Origin of the sequence: Phyllobacterium sp. 1468 (genome assembly GCF_031455525.1) — a bacterium.
Classification (GTDB): Bacteria; Pseudomonadota; Alphaproteobacteria; order Rhizobiales; family Rhizobiaceae; genus Phyllobacterium.
In genome coordinates, this window is record NZ_JAVDSX010000009.1 from 25,292 (window position 1) to 44,920 (window position 19,629).

Annotated in this window: 13 protein-coding genes; 6 read left to right on the plus strand and 7 right to left on the minus strand. The window is 56.0% G+C overall.

Annotated elements, in window-relative coordinates:
• Window positions 1-81: 81 nt before the first annotated feature.
• From J2X72_RS20570 to J2X72_RS20580, 3 genes are read right to left on the minus strand one after another with little or no spacing between them, the layout of a single operon-like run.
• Window positions 82-780, minus strand: a complete 699-nt coding sequence (locus tag J2X72_RS20570) for a zinc-binding dehydrogenase (RefSeq protein WP_310075033.1) — start codon at window positions 778-780, stop codon at window positions 82-84.
• Window positions 719-1,069, minus strand: a complete 351-nt coding sequence (locus J2X72_RS20575; RefSeq protein ID WP_210005860.1) for an alcohol dehydrogenase catalytic domain-containing protein — start codon at window positions 1,067-1,069, stop codon at window positions 719-721. Before J2X72_RS20575 ends, J2X72_RS20570 begins: the two co-directional genes overlap by 62 nt.
• Window positions 1,066-1,989 carry an MBL fold metallo-hydrolase gene (locus J2X72_RS20580; protein WP_210005862.1) on the minus strand — a complete coding sequence of 308 codons (924 nt, stop codon included), beginning with the start codon at window positions 1,987-1,989 and terminating at the stop codon, window positions 1,066-1,068. The genes J2X72_RS20575 and J2X72_RS20580 overlap by 4 nt, the downstream gene beginning before the upstream one ends.
• A 143-nt stretch (window positions 1,990-2,132) precedes the next feature.
• Here J2X72_RS20580 and J2X72_RS20585 point away from each other — a divergent pair, with 143 nt between their 5' ends.
• From J2X72_RS20585 to J2X72_RS20595, 3 genes are all read left to right on the plus strand, one after another.
• Entirely contained in the window at window positions 2,133-2,591 is a 459-nt protein-coding gene (locus tag J2X72_RS20585; RefSeq protein ID WP_210005864.1) for a helix-turn-helix domain-containing protein, read from the plus strand.
• Window positions 2,592-2,741: 150 nt separating this feature from the next.
• Entirely contained in the window at window positions 2,742-3,239 is a 498-nt protein-coding gene (locus tag J2X72_RS20590; RefSeq protein WP_310075228.1) for a porin, read from the plus strand.
• Between the two features lie 652 nt (window positions 3,240-3,891).
• Complete coding sequence (locus J2X72_RS20595; protein ID WP_310075038.1) at window positions 3,892-4,353, plus strand: twin-arginine translocation signal domain-containing protein; 462 nt, start codon at window positions 3,892-3,894, stop codon at window positions 4,351-4,353.
• Between the two features lie 398 nt (window positions 4,354-4,751).
• Here J2X72_RS20595 and J2X72_RS20600 read toward each other — a convergent pair whose 3' ends face one another.
• From J2X72_RS20600 to adhP, 4 genes are all read right to left on the minus strand, one after another.
• Entirely contained in the window at window positions 4,752-5,936 is a 1,185-nt protein-coding gene (locus J2X72_RS20600; RefSeq protein WP_310075040.1) for an acetate/propionate family kinase, read from the minus strand.
• A gap of 4 nt (window positions 5,937-5,940) precedes the next feature.
• The gene (locus J2X72_RS20605) at window positions 5,941-6,894 is read right to left on the minus strand and encodes a phosphate acetyltransferase (RefSeq protein ID WP_310075042.1); all 954 of its coding nucleotides are present in this window, start codon (window positions 6,892-6,894) and stop codon (window positions 5,941-5,943) included.
• Between the two features lie 39 nt (window positions 6,895-6,933).
• Window positions 6,934-9,282: an ethanolamine ammonia-lyase gene (locus J2X72_RS20610; RefSeq protein WP_310075044.1), complete on the minus strand. Its 2,349-nt coding sequence runs from the start codon at window positions 9,280-9,282 to the stop codon at window positions 6,934-6,936.
• Between the two features lie 213 nt (window positions 9,283-9,495).
• Window positions 9,496-10,518 carry an alcohol dehydrogenase AdhP gene (adhP, locus tag J2X72_RS20615; protein WP_310075047.1) on the minus strand — a complete coding sequence of 341 codons (1,023 nt, stop codon included), beginning with the start codon at window positions 10,516-10,518 and terminating at the stop codon, window positions 9,496-9,498.
• Window positions 10,519-11,252: 734 nt separating this feature from the next.
• On the opposite strand from adhP, the gene J2X72_RS20620 reads away from it, so the two are divergent.
• From J2X72_RS20620 to J2X72_RS20630, 3 genes are all read left to right on the plus strand, one after another.
• The gene (locus J2X72_RS20620) at window positions 11,253-12,959 is read left to right on the plus strand and encodes an SbmA/BacA-like family transporter (RefSeq protein WP_310075049.1); all 1,707 of its coding nucleotides are present in this window, start codon (window positions 11,253-11,255) and stop codon (window positions 12,957-12,959) included.
• Between the two features lie 279 nt (window positions 12,960-13,238).
• Window positions 13,239-15,704 carry a phosphoketolase family protein gene (locus J2X72_RS20625; RefSeq protein WP_310075051.1) on the plus strand — a complete coding sequence of 822 codons (2,466 nt, stop codon included), beginning with the start codon at window positions 13,239-13,241 and terminating at the stop codon, window positions 15,702-15,704.
• Window positions 15,705-15,736: 32 nt separating this feature from the next.
• Window positions 15,737-19,627, plus strand: a complete 3,891-nt coding sequence (locus J2X72_RS20630; RefSeq protein ID WP_310075052.1) for a GH36-type glycosyl hydrolase domain-containing protein — start codon at window positions 15,737-15,739, stop codon at window positions 19,625-19,627.
• Window positions 19,628-19,629 lie beyond the last annotated feature (2 nt).

The window sequence follows — 19,629 nt, forward strand, 5'->3', positions numbered from 1 at the left end:
CGCTGAACGCTAAGCAGGTCGATAGACAGAGCTAAATCTTTGAGGACGGATCCGGCTTCGCTATGCCCCCTACCTAATGTCTCAAGCCGTCATCACGACACGCCCGAACGGGCGCCCCTCGATCAGATAGCGGACGGCATCCGGCGCCTGGGAGAGCGGGAACGTCTTGGCGACGGTAGGCTGGAGCTTTTTTTCGGCCAGGTAGTCCCGGAGTTTCGCCTGGGCCGCGCCCAGCTTTTCCGGAGTGAACAGTCTCATCGTAAAGCCTCGGATCGTGGCAGCCTTCCAGATGATGTCGGTCACGTCGACTTCCGCCTCGCGGCCTCCGGCATAGCCGACAACGGCGAGCAGTCCGCCTTGGTCGAGTGACCCGACGGAGTCTTTTGTGAGCTTACCGCTTACGCCGTCGACAACGACGTCCACGCCTTTGCCGTCGGTAATGCGCATCACTCCCTCCTTCATGCTCTCCACCGAGAGATCGATGACGTGCTCGTATCCCGCTGTCCTGGCCTGCTCGGCCTTGGCCGTGGTGCTGGCCGTGGAGATCGCCTTCGACGCTCCGAACACCTTAGCGAGTTGCACTGCTTCCATGCCAACTGCACCTCCGACACCCGGAGCAAGGATGGTCTGGCCTTCCTTGAAATGGGTGAATTCAGTGAGTACCAGGTAGGCGGTCAGATATCCCGCGCCTGCCAGGAGGGCAGCAGCGTGCGCGTCGTCAACATGGTCCGGTACCTTGGCCAGTCCGGCTGCGGGAGACGTATTCGCACCAGGTGCCATCGGCGACGAGACCAAAGCAACGTCCGGTCACGAACACCCGGTCACCCACTGCGAATTCTGCGGATTTGGATTCGGCAACAATGCCCGCACCCGTCTGGCCACCAATTCGCGGCAGGTTTTCAGGAGTTGCCGCATAGAAGTGGCCGGATCGGAATGTGTTGTCGAGAGGATTTATACCGAAAGCCATCATTTCAACGAGAACCTCGCCGTCAGCGGCCCCGGGCTTCGGCAGGTCCACTATCCGGTTCTGATGGTAGTCACCGTAAGCCTGGTACTGGACTGCTTTCATGTCGTATTTCCTTCTGTTGGAATAAGTTTGGTTGAAGCCTTCAGGCCGACTTCCGGGCGAAAAAAAGCCTTGGCTGCGTGAGCGGCGCCCCACAGGGATCCGGGATTGATCCGATCGGGGTAAAGCTCGATCATTTGGTCATACAGTTCCTGTGCGGTGGCCGTCTGGCTATCGAGCCGATCGAAGGTCTCGATGTATTTCCGGGTAGCGACGAGATGCGCCGCTGCATGGTCTGGATCCAGCGGACCATGACCAACAACGACATGGCGCGGCTGGAGCGCGGAGATTTTGTCGATGGCGGCAATCCACTCCAGGCGTCCAGCATGATCGGACTCGCCAAGATACGGATGTGTGCCGTTGTAGGCAGCATCTCCCGCAACGACGAGACCTATCGATGGCACGAACAAACTGGTCGTGTGATCGGTGTCCGTGTGGCCGACCTCGATGGGAACGAGCTTGTCACCTTCCAGCTCGAACCCATCGGGGCCGACTTCTTCGGCGGCGACAAGCGTTTCAGGGATCTGGCCTGGAAATCGCTTCTCCCAGTTCTCAGCAACGAATTCGGGCGTAATGATCTTGCGCATCAGCGCGACGACCTGCGGCAGGGCGATCGCGCGGGCGGTTGGAAACCGTTTCAGAAGCAGTGCAAGCCCAAAAAAATGATCAGGATGGGCATGGGTGACGTAGATCCAGCGCAGGGTCTTGTGACGCGCCTCTATCCAGTCCGCGAGTTCGCTGTTTTGCTGGTCGCTGAGCAATGTGTCAACGAGAACTGCATCGCTGTCACCGTAGATGAATGTGACCGCGTTCGATACCCATTTGAGCTCGTCTTTGCCGGGCGGAACTCCTTGGGTTGCGCTCGCGCGCTTGCGGATAAACACTTCCCATTTCAGAGGTCGGGCACTCTTGTTTTTCGCCATGATTGCACTCCGACAAACAGTTTAAGTTTGCAACCAGATTAGCTTTACGCGTTTGGTTTAAATTTGCAACTCGTTTCTTTCGTGCTATTGTCTGTGAAATCGCAGGGGCGGCCGCCGCCCTCGTGTTGAAAGGAACGGACATCTTGAAAGGAAAGCGCACAAGTTTCGGGAAGAGCGCATGCGCCATAGCGCGCTCTGTGGGCGAAATCGGAGACTGGTGGTCTCTGCTGATCGTTCGCAACGCTTTCTATGGCACGCGTCGATTCAGCGATTTCCAGAAAAGACTAGGTCTAGCAAAGAACATTCTTGCAGCCCGCCTCAAGAAGCTGGTGGACGAACGAATCCTTGAGATGGTCCCAGCTTCGGATGGAAGCGCTTATCAGGAATATGTGCTGACCGAAAAAGGCAGGGATCTGCATGTGATCATTATCGCTCTCTGGCAGTGGGGGCAGAAGCACACATTCGAACCTGGGGAACTCAAGGCAAGCATCGTGGACAGCAAGCGGCACGAGGTGCTGCCGCATCTGGTACTCAAGGCGGTGGACGGACGTGAACTCGACGGCTACGGATTCGAGTGGCAACGCTACGATGGAACGCAGTAGGCCGGCTTCTTCCCAGGCCTCTATTGCAGCTGCCTCTCGGGGTTTGCGCCCCTGACGCGAAGCGCGCAATGGAACTTTTCGGGTACGTTGCCAGTCGCCTCTATCTCTGACGAAAATACGGCCGGCTCATGATGTGTAGCAAAGCAATTGGTGTCGCCATCAGCGCCGCGCCAAGGTGCAAAGCTTGAGAAAGATTGGGGCGGTGTATCCGGCGTCGTGGGCTACGATTCAAATGTCGAGGAATTTGCCGGCAAGCTCCGGCTGGACGTCACGATCAACGACACGTTCTCGGTCTTCATCATGGGCGGCTATCAGTCCGGCTATGACAATGACTTCGATCCCGCGACAGGCGATGTCGATCAATTTAACCGTAATTGGTTTGGTACTTGGGAGGGCGATTGGGCTGCGTGGGGTGGTTTCACCGCGAAGGTCGCCGAAAAGGCAACGCTCAATGGCCAGGCGGCATGGGAAGACGAAGGTACCTATGCTTTTGCACTTAACGTCGAATATGAACTCGTCCCCGGTTTCGTAATCACACCGGAGCTCAATTACACCAAATTCGATGGCGCTCGCGAAGCCTTCTCCATTGCCAATGGCGGCGACGACGACGCTTTCGGCGGCACCATCCGCTTCCAGAGAAATTTCTGAGCCTACGTACGGTAGACTGCTTCATTTTCACAGGTCCAGCGACTTCAAGTCAAGCGCAGGCTTTTGGGGGCTGATCCAACGGTGGCAACCCGACTTGCTCATTTGAAGACCGCGGCGCCAACATTCCGCCCGGAAGGCTGGGACCCATCAGGGGATTGGTTCTCCAGTACTGATCGTTTGCGCACCGAATATGAGAGTGCTCAATTTGCGCAAGTTCATTGGGAGGAGGAGGCGGTCCCGCTCTAGCGCAGACGGATGCCTGCTTCCGTTACTGACGCTTGCCACGCTGCTGCCAGATCAGGGCAGGAGACAGCGAACGGTGGCTATCCCGTGGTGGTACTCCAAAACCCGTTAGTCTGGAATCGGCCGCCAAGCGGCAATTGCCTGCTTTTTGAAACCGGTTGCAAAGCTGTGCGTCGCTCGTATGGGTACATAGTAGTGGTACACAAGCGCGGTCGTTCCGCGATGAAATTATTGTTTTCATTACATAAATTCCGATACGGTTAGTCCCCGCAGTAGTCTCTCGCCCGTGCCCGAATTCTAACAAACGTCGGTGAAGCCCCTCAGTCCGATTGATCGCTATGGCTACAGTTTCGTGCTAAATTAAAGCATATACGGGGTCTGGGCGGACATCTGGGAAGGGAGATTCCCAATGCTTACTCTCGATCGGCGAGATTTTCTACAAACAACAGCCGTAGCTGCATTTACTGCCGCCGCTACCGCCTACAGTAGCTTTGACGATGCGCGTGCGGCTACTCCGGGATCTTCTGCGGAAGCTCCGGGATTCTATCGGTTCGCCCTTGGTGACTTTCAAATTGCTTTACTCTGCGACGGGGTGTTCGTCTCACCCACCGACAGCTTTGCAACAAATGTCAGACCGGAAGAAAAGAAACCATATTTCGACGCCCATTACCTTGCGCCTGACATGGTCCAGCTCCAGGCTAGCCCCCTCCTAATTGACGCCGGGCAGAAGCGCATTCTGGTCGACACAGGCCTTGCTTCGGGCACGGATTGGGCAGCATGGGCCGGGCGATTGACCAAAACTCTTACAGCAGCCGGCATCGGCGCGCACCCTATTGGCACGGTCGCGCAATTGGGAGTTCTTCAATTGTGAGCATTGGTATCGCGTTGTAGGCAAATTAGATGGATTGCCTACAACATATCAAAGGAGTATTGCGATTGTTGTAGGCAATTAATGAAAGCTGCCTACAACAAGCACATTACCCGCGCCTCGGTCGACAAGCTCTTTGAAGGCCGGCAGACGGGCAGCCAGATTTCCAGAGAATTGATTCAACTGGTAACTCGCGAGGGAAAACAAGCATTGCGCACTTTCTCAACCGGGTCTGGAACTGACTCATGGGAGATGCGGACACTCATTTGAATGTCCCGCAGAATAGGCTTAAAAGCGCTCTGTCCTGACCTTCTCTTCGAGCCCCGGTGTGGGCGGCGTTTTCAAGTAGCACTCGTCGGCCAAGTGTCAATGACAGAACGTTATACCGTAAAGCGGGAGAATTAGCCTAGCGCCGTCAGCAACGCCAAAGTATGGCGAGCAATCATCAGTTCCTCATCAGTCTTCACGACATATATTTCGATGCGACTGGTTTGCGCGGCGATCGAGGTCGCACCTGCCGCATTAGCATCCGGATCAAGCACGGCCCCAAACAATGCGAGCCTTTCCACGATACGCGAACGCATGGTGGGAGAGTTCTCGCCGATACCCGCCGTGAACACGAAACCGTCAAGCCCTCTCAGCGCCGCGGCCAGCCAGCCCGAATGCAAAGCGACCCGATAAGCAAAATAGTCGAGTGCAAAGCGTGCCTGCGGATCAGAACTCTCCTGCAAGTCGCGCACATCGTTGCTGATGCCCGAGAGGCCTTTCAGGCCGCACTCGCCATAGAGCAACTTCTGAATTTGGTCGGCGGTCATCTGCTTCTCTTGGAGAAGATAGAGTATAACACCAGGGTCGAGCTGGCCAGGGCGTGTGCCCATCGGCAAACCGTCGAGCGCAGTAAAGCCCATCGTGCTTTCAACACTGCGGCCGGCCGAAAGCGCGCACATGGATGCGCCGCTACCCAGGTGAGCGACGATGACGCGCCCAAGTGCGATCTTGGGTGCCAGTTGCGGCAGACAGCTCGCGACAAATTCGTATGACAGACCGTGGAAACCATACCTCCGCACGCCCTCGTCGTAAAGCGAAACTGGAAGTGCGTAATGATCTGCAAGCGCGTCGTGGTCATGATGGAATGCTGTGTCGAAGCAGGCAACCTGAGGGAGCTCTGGGGAGTGGGCGAAAAGGGCGCGGATCGGCGCGAGGTTATTCGGCTGGTGAAGTGGAGCCAGAGAAACATACCGCTCGAGCTCGGCGATCACATCCCTGTCGACCAGCACTGGACTATTAAACCGAGGACCACCGTGCACGACCCGATGCCCTATGGCGACAGGTTCGAGTTTCTGCGTTTCGCGCAGCCAGGTCGCTCCAATGCCGAGCGCTGCCGCGACGTCGCTCATGCGATCCGGCGCATAAGGCTGATCGACCAGGAGCGTGCCGTCAGAAGTCGTCGCCCGTAACTTCGGTCGTACACCGATACCATCCATCTGCCCTTTAATCAGCCGCTTGAGACCGCTTTTTTCAGACGTCTCGAACACCTGGAACTTTACGCTTGAGGAGCCGGCGTTAACGACCAGAATTGTGTCCACTGGACTACGTCCCCGGTAACGCAGTTGTGGTGCGTCGGGCATGCGCACAAAGCACAGCGACCGCACAGGAGGCCATGCGCGCCCGGACCGAATCGGCGCGCGAGGTCAAAATGACGGGCGCGCGTGCGCCCAGAACGAGTCCGGCCGCGTCGGCTTTGGCGAGGAAAATGAGATTTTTGGCGAGCATATTGCCAGCCTCGAGATCGGGCACCACGAGGATTTGCGCACGGCCTGCCACCTCGGATGTGATCCCCTTGATTCTCGCTGCCTCCGGGTCAATCGCGTTGTCGAAGGCGAGTGGCCCATCGAGGATGCCACCAGTAATCTGCCCACGGTCAGCCATTTTGCAAAGCGCAGCCGCTTCTATTGTCGACGGGATCTTGCTGGTGACGGTCTCGACGGCGGAGAGTATGGCAACCCTTGGCGTGCCGCGACCAATCTGCAACCACAAATCAATCGCATTTTGGACGATGTCTCGTTTGACATCGAGATCGGGGGAAATGTTGATCGCGGCGTCGGTGATAACGAGCGTCTCCGCGTAGGTCGGCACATCCATGATGAACACATGACTGATTCGCCGTGCGGTGCGTAGGCCTGTCTTGCTAGACGTCACCTCGCGCATCAGTTCGTCCGTGTGCAGGCTGCCCTTCATTAACACCTCACCTTTAGATTCGTGGATGAGTTCGACAGCTTTGGCTGCGGCGGCTTCACCGTGCGGAGCGTCAACAATCGGGTATTTGGCAATCTGGAGATTGAACGCGCTGGCGACCTCAGTAATCTTCTTAGTCGGGCCAACCAGGATTGGCTCGATGATTCCGATTTCGGCGGCCTCGATTGCGCCACGCAATGAAGTCTCGTCGCAGGGATGCACCACGATAGTCGTCGCCGGCTTCACCTCTTTCGCGCGCGCGATGAGATGCTCGTATTTCGAAGGAGGTGATGCTTGGCTCGATGGCATTGCTCTTGCTCCTGCGCTTTTTAATCTCGCCGTTTGTTCCTATGTCGGATACCGCCGGCTGCCATTCACATCTTTCCCGACGATTTCTCTGATAATCGTCAAGGTTTCCCTGGCCGCTTCCTTGGGCGGCAAAGCCGTATCCGCGACATTGCTCACAAGTTTCGTCATGTCGTGATCGATCTTCTTCTCAGACCATCCCTTGCCCTTGGCGACAGTGATATAGACCGAATAGGCGTGGTGCATAGTTCCAGGCCGTTCGCCTATGACGTGGAGAATCCCTCTGAAACTGTTGGGATCTGCGTTCGCGAAGAGCACCTCGCCGATTCGGTAGCCTGCCCGGACCCTTCCGCTGGTGACCAGGATGTTTTTGTCGCTCATCGGAACGCCGGCTTCGTCAAGCAACCTGCGCATTTCCTCGAGATATGGCGCAAGATGTCCGTCATCCATAATGGCCTTGGCGTTCAAGCCATCAGAGATGACTATCTGGCCCTTGGGAAGATCGTTCCCCCACGAATCCCTTATTCTTTCGATCTCCGCTATCGCTTCAGGGCTCAGTATTTCACCTGTGCTCGGATGGGCGATAAAGTCATTGCGGTTCTTCGACAAGGTGCGGACCGGCACGACATCGGGGATAGCGGCGATGAATTCGGGTGTGAGCTCGGCCCAGAGAGACTGCTTGGCATCGTCGTATAACCCCTTGACCTTGGTTGCGAGCTTTGGATTGAGATCCCAGATGTTCTCGCCGTGCCCGATCGCCAGGTCGACGCCTCTCTCCTCAACTTCCTTCATCTTCTGCCGCCCTTCCGAATAAACGGCTTCCTTAGACCGCTTTTCACCCTTGGCAAGGCGGTACTGGTAGTACACCCAAAGAGGGTCGCCATAGTTGTTGGTGTAGTTGTTGTTCTGATCAACGATCCCCAGCCGTTTGTAGAATTTCCACATCGCATCATTGACTTTGAAGCCGAATTTTTCCCTCAGGCGAACATGATCCTGGAACGAGGTGGTGAGATAGCTCAACATCGGATCGTTTTTCGTGGGCAGGGCTATTAGGTAGACAGGATTGGCCGGCATGATCTGATCCTGGCACCAATCCAGATCTTCCAGGCTGACCGTCATGTGCAGGGTCGTGCATATATCCAGGCCGATGGTCAGCCCATGAAGTTTGCCCATGACGATATCTTCGAGGCAGCACCGCACCAGTTGTTCGCGGCTCTTGAAAACTTCCGGTCCAATGAATCCTGCAACATCGTTGACATGAAGCCACGCGCCCCTGGGCTGCACCTTTGCGAGTTCTATTCCCACGGCCCTACTAAAGCCATACTTTCGGGACTCGAGTACCATCATGTCGACGCCGCTTGCTGCGCCATTTGTGAATTCTGAACCCTGCCCAGTTTCGAAGTAGAGCCCATATCTTTCGCCCTTCCTCGCGCTCGCATACTTCAGGATTCTCTCAATCGTAATATCAAAGATCTTGTTGCAGTTATCTGTTCCAGCAAGGCTCTGGAACATCGTGGCAACCGTTCCCGGATATTTTTCGCTCACCTCTGCCTGGACATCGATATGGGCAAGCACACACCATGGAATCGCCTCGTTCAACTTGAAGGTATCGACGATGTCCTTGAGCGCCCGCTCAACCGTGACGACGCTGTTGACCGTGCTATCCACGGGATTAGTCCCGATGACAATGTCGCCCGTTGCATATGAAAACGCGTTGAAGACCTGCCAAGCCACGTCGTCGGGATGATCTGTGGGAGAGTTGGGCTGGATTCGAGCACCCATGTATCCCTTTGCCCCCATCTTGGTGCCCGGCAGCACATTGAAGATTTTCTGACCCAAGGTGATGAGGTCTTCATTGCTCATCAGTTTCGGAACACAGCCGATCGTGTCGCTGGTCAGGCCGTTCATGACGCCTTTGATATTGACCTCCGATTCAGCTAAGAGAAATTCCTTCAGTCGGCCCATGGTCCAGTCACTGATCTTTGCATATTGCTCCTGGTCAGTGGTTTGCCAGATCAACTGTTGTAGGCCGTCCTCAAGCAGCGGGTGCTCGTAAAGATCTTTGATTTTCGTGTTTGTCAAAAGGGCGCGAGCATTGTTCCGTGTTGCCTCGTCCACAGCCCCTACTCCGATGGTCTGATCGCCCTCCTTGAAGTCATTCGCAGCGCCGATCACCTGCTGGTAAATTGTTTGATCAAAATCCCCTTTGACTCTGCTTATATACGCAAAGACGTCCTCGCCCGGCTCGACCTCCCTAACCGCAATGGTGCCCGGAGCCGCTCTGGCGGCATCGCCAAAGCTGGCAAGGGTGCCGGTAGCAGCTCCCACCATTACGAGGAGCTCTCGTCTGGAGAGCCCTTCATGTCCTTTCGACGACAAGCCCTTATCCATCGCTATTTCCTTTGGCAGAAGATCGAGCCACTAGCCGATCGGCAGACAGGCGATTTCGCGTTGCTACCGGGCACCACGATCTCGCTTCGAGTCACTTCCCAATCCTCTCAAAAAGGCGATTGGTCTTGCCGTGGCAAGACTAAGCGTATCAAGTTCAACTCACACTGGGCAGCATGTCAATGAAACTTAAAAACGCTTCAGGTCGAGCCTTGTTTAGATTCTCATTACAACACGACCGTCCAACTTATTTTCACGCATTCGGCCGAATATACTGTTGATATCTTCCAGACTCTCCACCGAATAGTGAACCTTCACCTTGCCGCCTGCGGCGAATTGCAGACATTCGGCAAGATCCAAACGAGTTCCGACGATTGATCCGCGGATAGTCTTGCGCATTAGTACGGTGTTGAAGATATCCAGCTCGAACGAGCCGGGCGGCAAGCCTACGAGAGACATGGTCCCTCTCTTGCCGAGCATGCCGAGGGCCTGGCTGAAGGCATGGGGCGATACGGCGGTAACGAGCACGCCCTGCGCCCCGCCGCATAGTTTCTGCACCTCAGCAACTGGATCGGTCGTCTTGGCGTTGATAACGGCATTCGCACCCATGTCGCGAGCAAGCGCCAGCTTTTCGTCAGAGATGTCAACGGCGATCACGTCGAGCCCCATTGCCTTGGCATACTGCACGGCAACATGACCGAGCCCGCCAATCCCCGAGATCACCACCGTGTCGCCCGGCTTCGTATCCGTCTCCTTCAACCCCTTGTAGACCGTCAATCCCGCACAAAGGATTGGGGCGGCCGGTTCCCAATCGAGGCCATCGGGCAGGTGACCGACATAGTTAGGATCGGCGAGAGCATATTCCGCAAAGCCGCCATTAACTGAGTATCCGGTATTCTTTTGCAAGTCACACAAAGTTTCCCAGCCAGAGAGACAGTGCCTGCAATGCCCGCATGCGGTATGCAGCCAAGGCACGCCAACCCGGTCTCCTTCCTTCACAGCGGATACGTCAGCGCCCACCGCGGCAACGGTCCCGACACCTTCGTGCCCGGGAATGAACGGCGGATGAGGCCTCACCGGCCAGTCACCGTCTGCGGCATGAAGATCCGTGTGGCAGACACCCGAGGCTTGGATTTCAACCAGGATCTGGTCGCGCCCGACCTCCGGTATCGGAACCTCCTCTATCGACAGTGGCTTTTTGAACTGTCGCACCACGGCCGCCTTCATCGTCTTCGCCATCGCCCACTCTCCTCAATGTGGATTTAAGCTAGAATCCGTTCAATTGCGCTAGTGACAGGCATCGGTCGTAACCTAATAGACCAGTTACGGCCTCGCACCCCAGATATAGCCGCATACTCAGCAATGGTGCGTCGTTAAAGAAATTTCCCGGAGCTGACGCGTTGACAATAACCCTACACGCCGGGGATGTCACGTTGTTTGAAATCGCAACTCTAAACCATGGGAGTAAATGCAACCGCGGTTGCCCGGTCGTGCTATTATCGTCATGACAACGACCGCTTTCTGGTATTCCTTCGCGCTCTTCTTGCGGTGGTTCACCGCCGTGTTGCCGTTGGTAATAGTCGAGAAAACGAGATAGAATCAAACTCAGTTGAATAGTTGTAATCCGTCACGAACGTCGGACATTTGCGATGAATAAAACTAGGCAACAATCGGTTTCGAACTATTGCTGGTCGCGGACCTGACCAAATTCAAGATGAGGTGCCCGGTCCGGTGGTCATTAGGATATACTGAGACCGCCAGGACAGAAGTCGGGTATCTTGGGGGATAGCCACATCGCGAGCATACTGAAGCGACCATCATCCCAGGCACGCATTCCACTGTATCGACGGCGCGCCCCCGGTCCAGTGAATTTGGCGGGCTAGTTCGAGGCCAACGGACTTTTCGTCCGCCCGCTTCGCGTCCTCACCGCCGGATGCACAGTGTGCAACTTAATTCATAGGCCGAGGGATGTCATGGACAAGCAGCAGGAAACTCCCCTCAAGATAACAGCCGTTCGCTTTGTACGCGCGATCAAGATTTTCATGAGCTCCAAGGCCGGAGTGAAAGCAAAATGGATGCTCGCCGGCCTGGTCCTTCTGTTATGCGGGATCAATGCACTGAACGTCGTCAACAGCTACGTAGGCAGGAACTTCATGACTGCCATCGCGGACCGAGACACGGCAGAATTTTCCCGGCAGGCGATCTTCTACATTGGGGTCTTCGCAGCATCCACCGTCGTTGCAGTCTTTGCACGGTTCACCGAAGAGCGTTTGGCGCTTCGCTGGCGCGAGTTCCTCACCCGCCGGGCAATTAGCCTCTATCTGTCCGACGCCACCTATTTCAATATGGAATTTTCGGGGCAACTCACTCATCCCGATCAGCGGATCGCCGATGACGTTCGTGCCTTCACGATCACCACGCTCTCATTTATCATCATGATATTCAACAGCTGTCTCACAATCCTGGCCTTTTCGGGCGTGCTATGGTCGATCAGCCCATTGCTGTTTGTCGTAGCTGTCGTCTATGCCGCCTGCGGCTCTTATCTGACAGTTATCCTCGGTCGCCCTCTCATCAAGCTGAACTATGACCAACTCGACAAGGAGGCCGGCTTCCGCTCGGGCCTAATTCATGTTCAAGAGAGAGCTGAAGCCATCATGGTGGCAGGCGCTGAGGAACAGCAGAATGCACGTCTACAGCAGCGCCTGGACGAGGCGATCGGCAATTTTCGCCAGGTCACTGCGATCAATCGGAACATTGGGTTCTTCACCACGGGCTACTACTGGCTAATCCAGATTATTCCTGCCCTTATCGTCGCTCCCGCCTTCATACGCGGCGATGTGGAATTCGGCGTCATCACGCAATCTGCAGCAGCCTTCGCTATGCTTGTGGGTGCGTTTTCGATAATTGTCACGCAATTCCATTCCATCTCACACTTTGCTGCGGTGGTTGCCCGGCTTAGCTCCTTGCTTCAGGCAATCGAACAATCGCATCAACCGCCGGTGCCCTTGGGAATCGAGATCGTCGAAGATGAGGGCCGGCTGGCTTTCGAGCATTTGACCCTTCAACTGCCGGCAGGCGGCCCGCCCGTCCTGAGCGATTTTTCAGCTTCTGCCGAATTGGGAACGAGAGTGATGATCACGGGACCTAATCAGGCAGCAGGCGTAACATTGTTCAAGGCGATGGCGGGAATTCCGACCGCAGGTAGCGGCCGCATCTTCCGCCCTGGCGCTGGTGGCATCCTGTTTATCCCACAGCAACCCTATCTGATGCCAGGTACATTGCGGCAGACTCTCCTGCGTCCGGATAAATCGGGCGACATCTCCGATGACCGAATTCTGCACCTTTTACATGAATTCAATCTCGATGTCGGCCAAACGGGCGGGTTAGACAAAGAAAGCGACTGGGACACGGTACTTTCGCTGCGCGAGCAACAGCTGTTGGCCTTGATCGGTATTATTCTCGCGAGGCCCCGGTTTGTCTTCCTTGACCGGCTCGACGCAACGCTCGGGGCCGAAGAATTCCGCAAAATCCTCCACACGCTTTCCGAGCATTCAATCGCCTATCTCAACAGCGGGGCAACCATCTGGGCTGAGGATCTGTACGACGCGATCTTGACCTGCAGCCAAAAAGGCGAATGGACCTGGACAACGAATCCGCCTGAACACAAACTTATGTCGTGAGAGCCTGGAAAGCTGCTTCAGTCACTGAATTATAAAATACATATCGAACGCGACGAAGTCGTTTAAGTCGTGTATGGTTCATAGCTGCCATGTACACGAGGGATTGGAGTGCATATGGGCACGCGCACACGTTAAAGCGCTTCAACGCTAGCAGCGAAAGCGCAGCCGAATTTGATTGCCGGTCAAGTTTCCGGAACGTTTCACATAAAAATAAAAGCGCAGATCGATATTGAGCCACGGGACCCCCGCCACCGTCGGGGTCCTCATCGGGAGGTAACAATGGTTTCGCTTAAAGCTGTAAGTAATGCTCGGGTCTCGAGTGAAGCGCCTTCAGCGGGTAAAAATCCACTCTCTGCCCAAGAACTGAAGTCAATGGACGCTTATTGGCGCGCCTCGAATTATTTGTCAGTAGGCCAGATCTATCTTCTGGACAATCCGCTGCTGAAAGAGCCATTGAAGCGCGAGCACATCAAACCACGGCTGCTCGGACACTGGGGCACATCGCCAGGCTTGAACATGCTCTACGTCCATCTGAATCGCGTGATCAAACGTGATGATCTCGACATGATCTATGTTATTGGACCCGGACACGGCGGACCTTCGCTTGTCGCACACGCTTATCTCGAAGGCACCTACAGCGAGTTCTACCCCAATATCAGCCAGGACACTGAAGGCATGAAGAAGCTGTTCAAGCAGTTCAGCTTCCCCGGCGGCATTCCCAGTCACGTGGCCCCGGAAACACCTGGCAGCATGCACGAGGGCGGCGAATTAGGCTATGCCCTCAGCCACGCTTACGGGGCGGCGTTCGACAACCCGGATTTGATTGTTGCGTGTGTTGTGGGCGATGGGGAGGCGGAGACAGGTCCGCTCGCAACGGGCTGGCATAGCAACAAATTCCTGAACCCTGTGCGCGACGGATGCGTGTTGCCGATCCTGCATCTGAACGGCTACAAGATCGCCAACCCGTGCTTTCTTGCCCGCATTCCCAAGGACGAACTGCAGAAATTCTTCGAGGGAATGGGTTACGCGCCATATTTCGTCGAAGGCGATGATCCGGAGAATGTGCACCAGCAACTTGCCGGCGCACTTGATGCCGCCGTCGAGGACATCAAGAGGATCTGGACGGATGCCCGCACCAAGGGCAATCTGAAGCGTCCGGCTTGGCCGATGATCGTTTTCCGCACGCCAAAGGGTTGGACCTGCCCGCCCGAAATCGACGGCAAGAAGTGCGAAGACTATTGGCGCGCGCATCAGGTACCGATGGGTGACATGGACAAGGCAGAACACATCAGCATTCTCCAGGAATGGATGAAAAGTTATAGGCCCGAGGAATTCTTCGAAGATGACGGCCGGTTCAAGCCCGAATTGGCGGCGCTCGCCCCTACCGGGCATCGTCGAATGAGCGACAACCCGCATGCGAACGGCGGTTTACTGTTGCGCGATCTGAAGATGCCCGACTTCCGCGACTATGCAGTATCGGTGCTTAGCCCAGGTGCAACCATAACGGAGTCCGCGCGGGTGATGGGCAAGTTTCTCCGCGATGTCATGAAGATGAACTCGGGTAGTAAAAATTTCCGCCTATTCAGTCCTGACGAAAACAACTCAAATCGGTGGCAGGATGTTCTTGAGGTCACCGATCGTTGCTATATGGCAGAGATTTATCCCACTGATGATCATCTGTCACCGGATGGCCGGGTGATGGAAGTGCTCAGCGAGCATCAATGTCAGGGCTGGCTGGAAGGCTATCTGCTTACCGGCCGACATGGTTTCTTTTCCTGTTACGAAGCCTTCATTCACATCATCGATTCAATGTTCAACCAGCATGCCAAGTGGCTGAAAGTGTGCAACCATATCCCCTGGCGGCGGCCAATAGCCTCGCTCAACTACTTCCTGAGTTCACACGTCTGGCGGCAGGATCACAATGGTTTCAGCCATCAGGACCCAGGATTTCTCGATCATGTGGCCAACAAAAAGGCAGAGGTCATTCGCATCTATTTGCCGCCGGACGCCAATACGCTTCTATCCGTCACCGATCACTGCTTGCGCAGCCGCAACTATGTCAACGTCGTGGTGGCCGGCAAGCAACCTGCACCGCAGTGGCTGACAATGGATCAAGCGGTGAAGCACTGCGATGCGGGCGTGGGTATCTGGGAATGGGCAAGCAACGACAAGGGCGGTGAGCCCGACGTGGTGATGGCTTGTTGCGGCGATGTACCAACGCTTGAGACCCTGGCCGCAGTCGAGCTGATCCGGGAGCACATTCCGGAATTGAAAGTCCGCTTCATCAACGTCGTGAACCTCATGAAGCTCCAGCCGACGAAGGAGCATCCGCACGGATTGTCGGATCCTGACTTTGATGCGCTGTTCACCAGGAACAAGCCAATCATCTTCGCCTTCCACGGCTATCCATGGCTGATCCACCGCCTCACCTACCGCCGGACGAACCATGGTAATCTGCACGTTCGCGGCTACAAGGAAGAAGGAACCACGACGACGCCGTTCGATATGGCGGTCCTGAACGAAATCGACCGCTTCCACCTGGTCGAAGACGTTATTGACAGGCTCCCGCAATTGGGCGCTCGCGCTGCCTATTTCAAACAGGCAATTCACGAGAAGCTGGTCGAACACAGGCAGTATATTGAGAAATTCGGCGACGATATGCCAGCAATAAGCGGCTGGAAATGGGGCTTGAAAGGCGGGGACAGAATGTCGGCCAGGACCTCGACAGAAGGGGATAACGCCTGAGCTAAGCCGCAAACAGCCAAATGGAGGTTCCTGTGCCAGCAAGCGCGTCCGAGACGGTACGACACGAAGGAATTCCGGATCTGGCGGAAACGAATTCCGACGTCGTCTTGCTGTCCAACGGCCTTTATAGTGTCTTCGTTACTGCAGCGGGGGCAGGCTACGGGAGCTGGCAGGGCATTGACGTTACTCGGTGGCAAGCGGACTTCACGCGCGATTGCTGGGGACAGTTTTGCTACGTCCGGGATCTCGCCGAAAACAACCTGTGGTCCATCGGAAGGCAACCGATCGTTGAGCCAGGAGTGCTCCGGGAACACGCCTTTCATGGAGACAGGGCGGAGTTTCGCTGCCATTCGCGCGACATAGAGACTTTCTGGAAAGTCTGTGTCGCAGGAGATGCCGACGCCGAGGTTCGCTTGCTGACGATGATCAATCACGGCGCGAGGGAGCGAACCCTTGAATTGACAAGCTACGCTGAAGTCTGCCTCAACAATCGTCGTGCCGACCAGGCACATCCCGCGTTCACCAAACTATTCGTCGAAACGACGTACGACCGCACGACGGGCGCTTTATTTGCACGCCGCAGGCCCCGTGATATGGACGAGAAACCGACTTGGGCAATCCATGTATCGTCATCAAGCCAGCAAACCCACCAAGAACTCGAATACGAGACTGACCGGCTCCGATTTCTCGGCCGAGGACGCACAGCCGCCAATCCTGCGATATTTGACGCCCATACATCGCTTGCCGGAACGACCGGCCCTGTCCTCGATCCGATCGTCTGCCTACGACGGACAGTCCGTGTTGGTCCGGGTGCGGAAGCACACGTCGCCTTTGTGACGGGAGCCGCGGATAATCAGTCGGCCATACAGGCAATCGCCGAGCAATACTCGAAGTTCGGTGCGGTCGAGCAAGCGTTTTGCGGATCATTGGAGAGATACAAGCGCGAGCTCGATGAATTCAGGCTCACACCCGGCGACGTTTCGGTGTCCAACTTGTTGGCCGGATATATGGCAGTTGGTAATCCCAGCCAGCGGCAGGAGGTGGCGCACCCACAAGCACGATTTGACCCAAATGTGCTCTGGGCTCAAGGCATCTCCGGCGACTTGCCAATCGCGTTGGCGAGTGTCGATGCAAAACGAGATGAAGCTCTCATTCGCCAAGTGATGGCGGCCCACGACTTCTGCCGGCGCAGAGGCTTGGTATTCGACCTCGTCCTATTTGATGAAGGCGGTGGTATCAGGGAACTGGCCCAGACTTTTTTCTCGCCGCTGCAAACGGAAATGACCGGCAAGTCTGGAGGGATTTTCGTTGTCTCCGACAGCGGTACTGCAGGGAACGACCTGGCGACAATTACCGGTGCGGCGCACCTCGTTCTAATGGGCAACGGCGGGTCTCTTGCTGATCAGCTCCTCCCTAGAGTATCTTCCCCTGCTTTGTTACCTCCAGGGGAGTTCGCCGCTCGAATGAGTGACGCTACCGCAGGCCCGTCACCCGTCTCGCCAGAAAATTTGCATTATTGGAACGAATTCGGCGGCTTTTCCGATGGTGGGCGCGAATATGTTATAACGGTAGGGAGGTGCAAATCGGGATCCACGACCTTACCGCCGGCGCCGTGGACAAACGTCCTCGCGAATCCCAGTTTCGGCTGCCTGACGACCGAAGCTAGCCTTGGCTATACGTGGTCGGGCAACTGTCAGATGAACCGGCTTACACCGTGGTCGAACGACCCAGTTTCAGATCAGCCGGGAGAAGTCGTTTATCTACGGGACGACGAGACGGGAGAAATTTGGACACCCACACCCCTGCCGATTGGCCCTTCCGCCCCAGTGTCCGTGCGTCACGGTCAGGGTTATACACGCTACGCCAGTCAGAGCCGACATCTGAAACAGGAGATGACAGTCTTCGTTCCACCTCAGGACACGATCAAGATCATCAGCCTAAGACTTCATAACGGGGACGCCCGAAGCCGCCAGATAACGGCAACCTACTACGTCGAATGGGTACTGGGAACCCAACGTCAAAAGGCTGCAATGCAAGTGGTGTGCGACCACGATGTCGATTCAGGTGCCATCATCGCGACAAATCCCTGGTCAGGCGATTTCGCTGGAAAGATCGCCTTCGCAGCCGCCAGTCCGGCGGCGAGGTCAACGACATCCGACCGCACGGAGTTTCTTGGCAAATACGGTTCCGTATCTCGTCCCGCCGCCTTGCAACGAGCTGATCTGGGGGAACGGTTTGGTGCCTCGGTCGATCCGTGCGCCGCTCTAAAAGTGGAAATCGCCATACCCGCGGGCGCAACCAGGGAAGTTATCTTTGTTCTCGGGCAGGCTGACAGCCTGGATGAAGTCCGAAGACTTGTACACAAATACACCGACCCCGCCCATGCGGGTGAGAGCCTGTCAGCGGTATCCCGGGATTGGGACAACGTTCTGGACAAGGTACAAATCTCGACGCCAGACCTCAGCATGAATTTGATGATGAATAGATGGTTGTTGTACCAGATACTCGCGTGCCGAGTATGGGCCCGCACATCAAACTATCAGTCCGGCGGGGCATACGGTTTTCGCGACCAGCTTCAGGATGTGATGGCGCTAATCCATAGCGCACCCGGTGAAAGCCGCTCGCAAATCTTGCGCTCGGCAGCACGCCAATTTGAAGAGGGCGACGTTCAGCACTGGTGGCACCCCCCATCCGGAGTTGGAGTGCGTACCCGGATCAGCGACGACCTTTATTTCCTCCCCTATGTTGTTCACCACTATGTCTCGACGACCGGCGATTTTGAGCTGCTTGATGAGGTCGTACCCTTCCTCAAATCAGCGGTTCTTAGGGACGATCAGGAGGAAGACTTCAACACACCAGCCATCAGTGAGGAAACGGGCACGATTTACGAACACTGCGTCCGCGCGCTGAAGCACGGTTATCGACTTGGAAGCCATCAGCTCCCCCTGATGGGGACCGGGGACTGGAACGACGGAATGAACAAAGTCGGTGCTGAAGGCAGAGGGGAAAGCGTCTGGAACGGGTGGTTCTTTTTGTCGGTCTTGAGATCGTTCGCGACAATCTCGAGGTCTCGTGGGGACAAGTACCGTGCCAAGTGGTGTCGTGATCGAGCCGAGGCTTTGCGCGTAGCCCTGGAGGCTAACGCCTGGGATGGTGCATGGTATCGCCGGGCATATTTTGATGATGGCACGCCGCTTGGTTCGGCTATGAATGATGAATGCCAGATCGATGCCCTTCCGCAAGCCTGGGCTGTCATTTCGGGCGCTGCCGATGCCGGGCGCGCGGCGCAGGGGTTGAGAGCGGTCCACGACCGGCTCGTTCTCCAAGAGGACAAGTTAATCAAGCTCTTCGATCCTCCTTTTGACAAAGGGGTGCTCCAGCCGGGCTACATCAAGGGCTATGTTCCGGGCGTTCGTGAGAATGGTGGGCAATATACGCACGCGGCAACCTGGGTCGTCTGGGCCACCGCATTACAGGGGGACGGTGATTTAGCCTTGACCCTTTGGAATCTCATCAATCCGATTTGCCACGGAACGACAAGAGATCTGGTTGAACGCTATAAGGTAGAGCCATATGTCGTCTGTGCCGACATATATGGCGCGCCTCCCCACACGGGCCGAGGCGGGTGGTCGTGGTATACCGGCTCTGCTAGCTGGCTTTATCGTGTTGCCATGGAGGCGATCCTCGGTTTGCGCCGGGAAGGTAGATTTTTGCGGTTTGAGCCCTGCGTTCCCACGAGTTGGCCCGCCTATGAGATCACATATAAGCATGGTTCGGCTACCTACTGCATCCATTTCGACAATTCCAAAGGGATCGGCAGAGGCGTCCGGTCGGTGAGGCTGGATGGCAAACACGTCACAAACAAAAGGGTCCCGCTTGTTGCAGATAGTGACACGCACGACGTCCAAGTTACGATCGGTTAGTG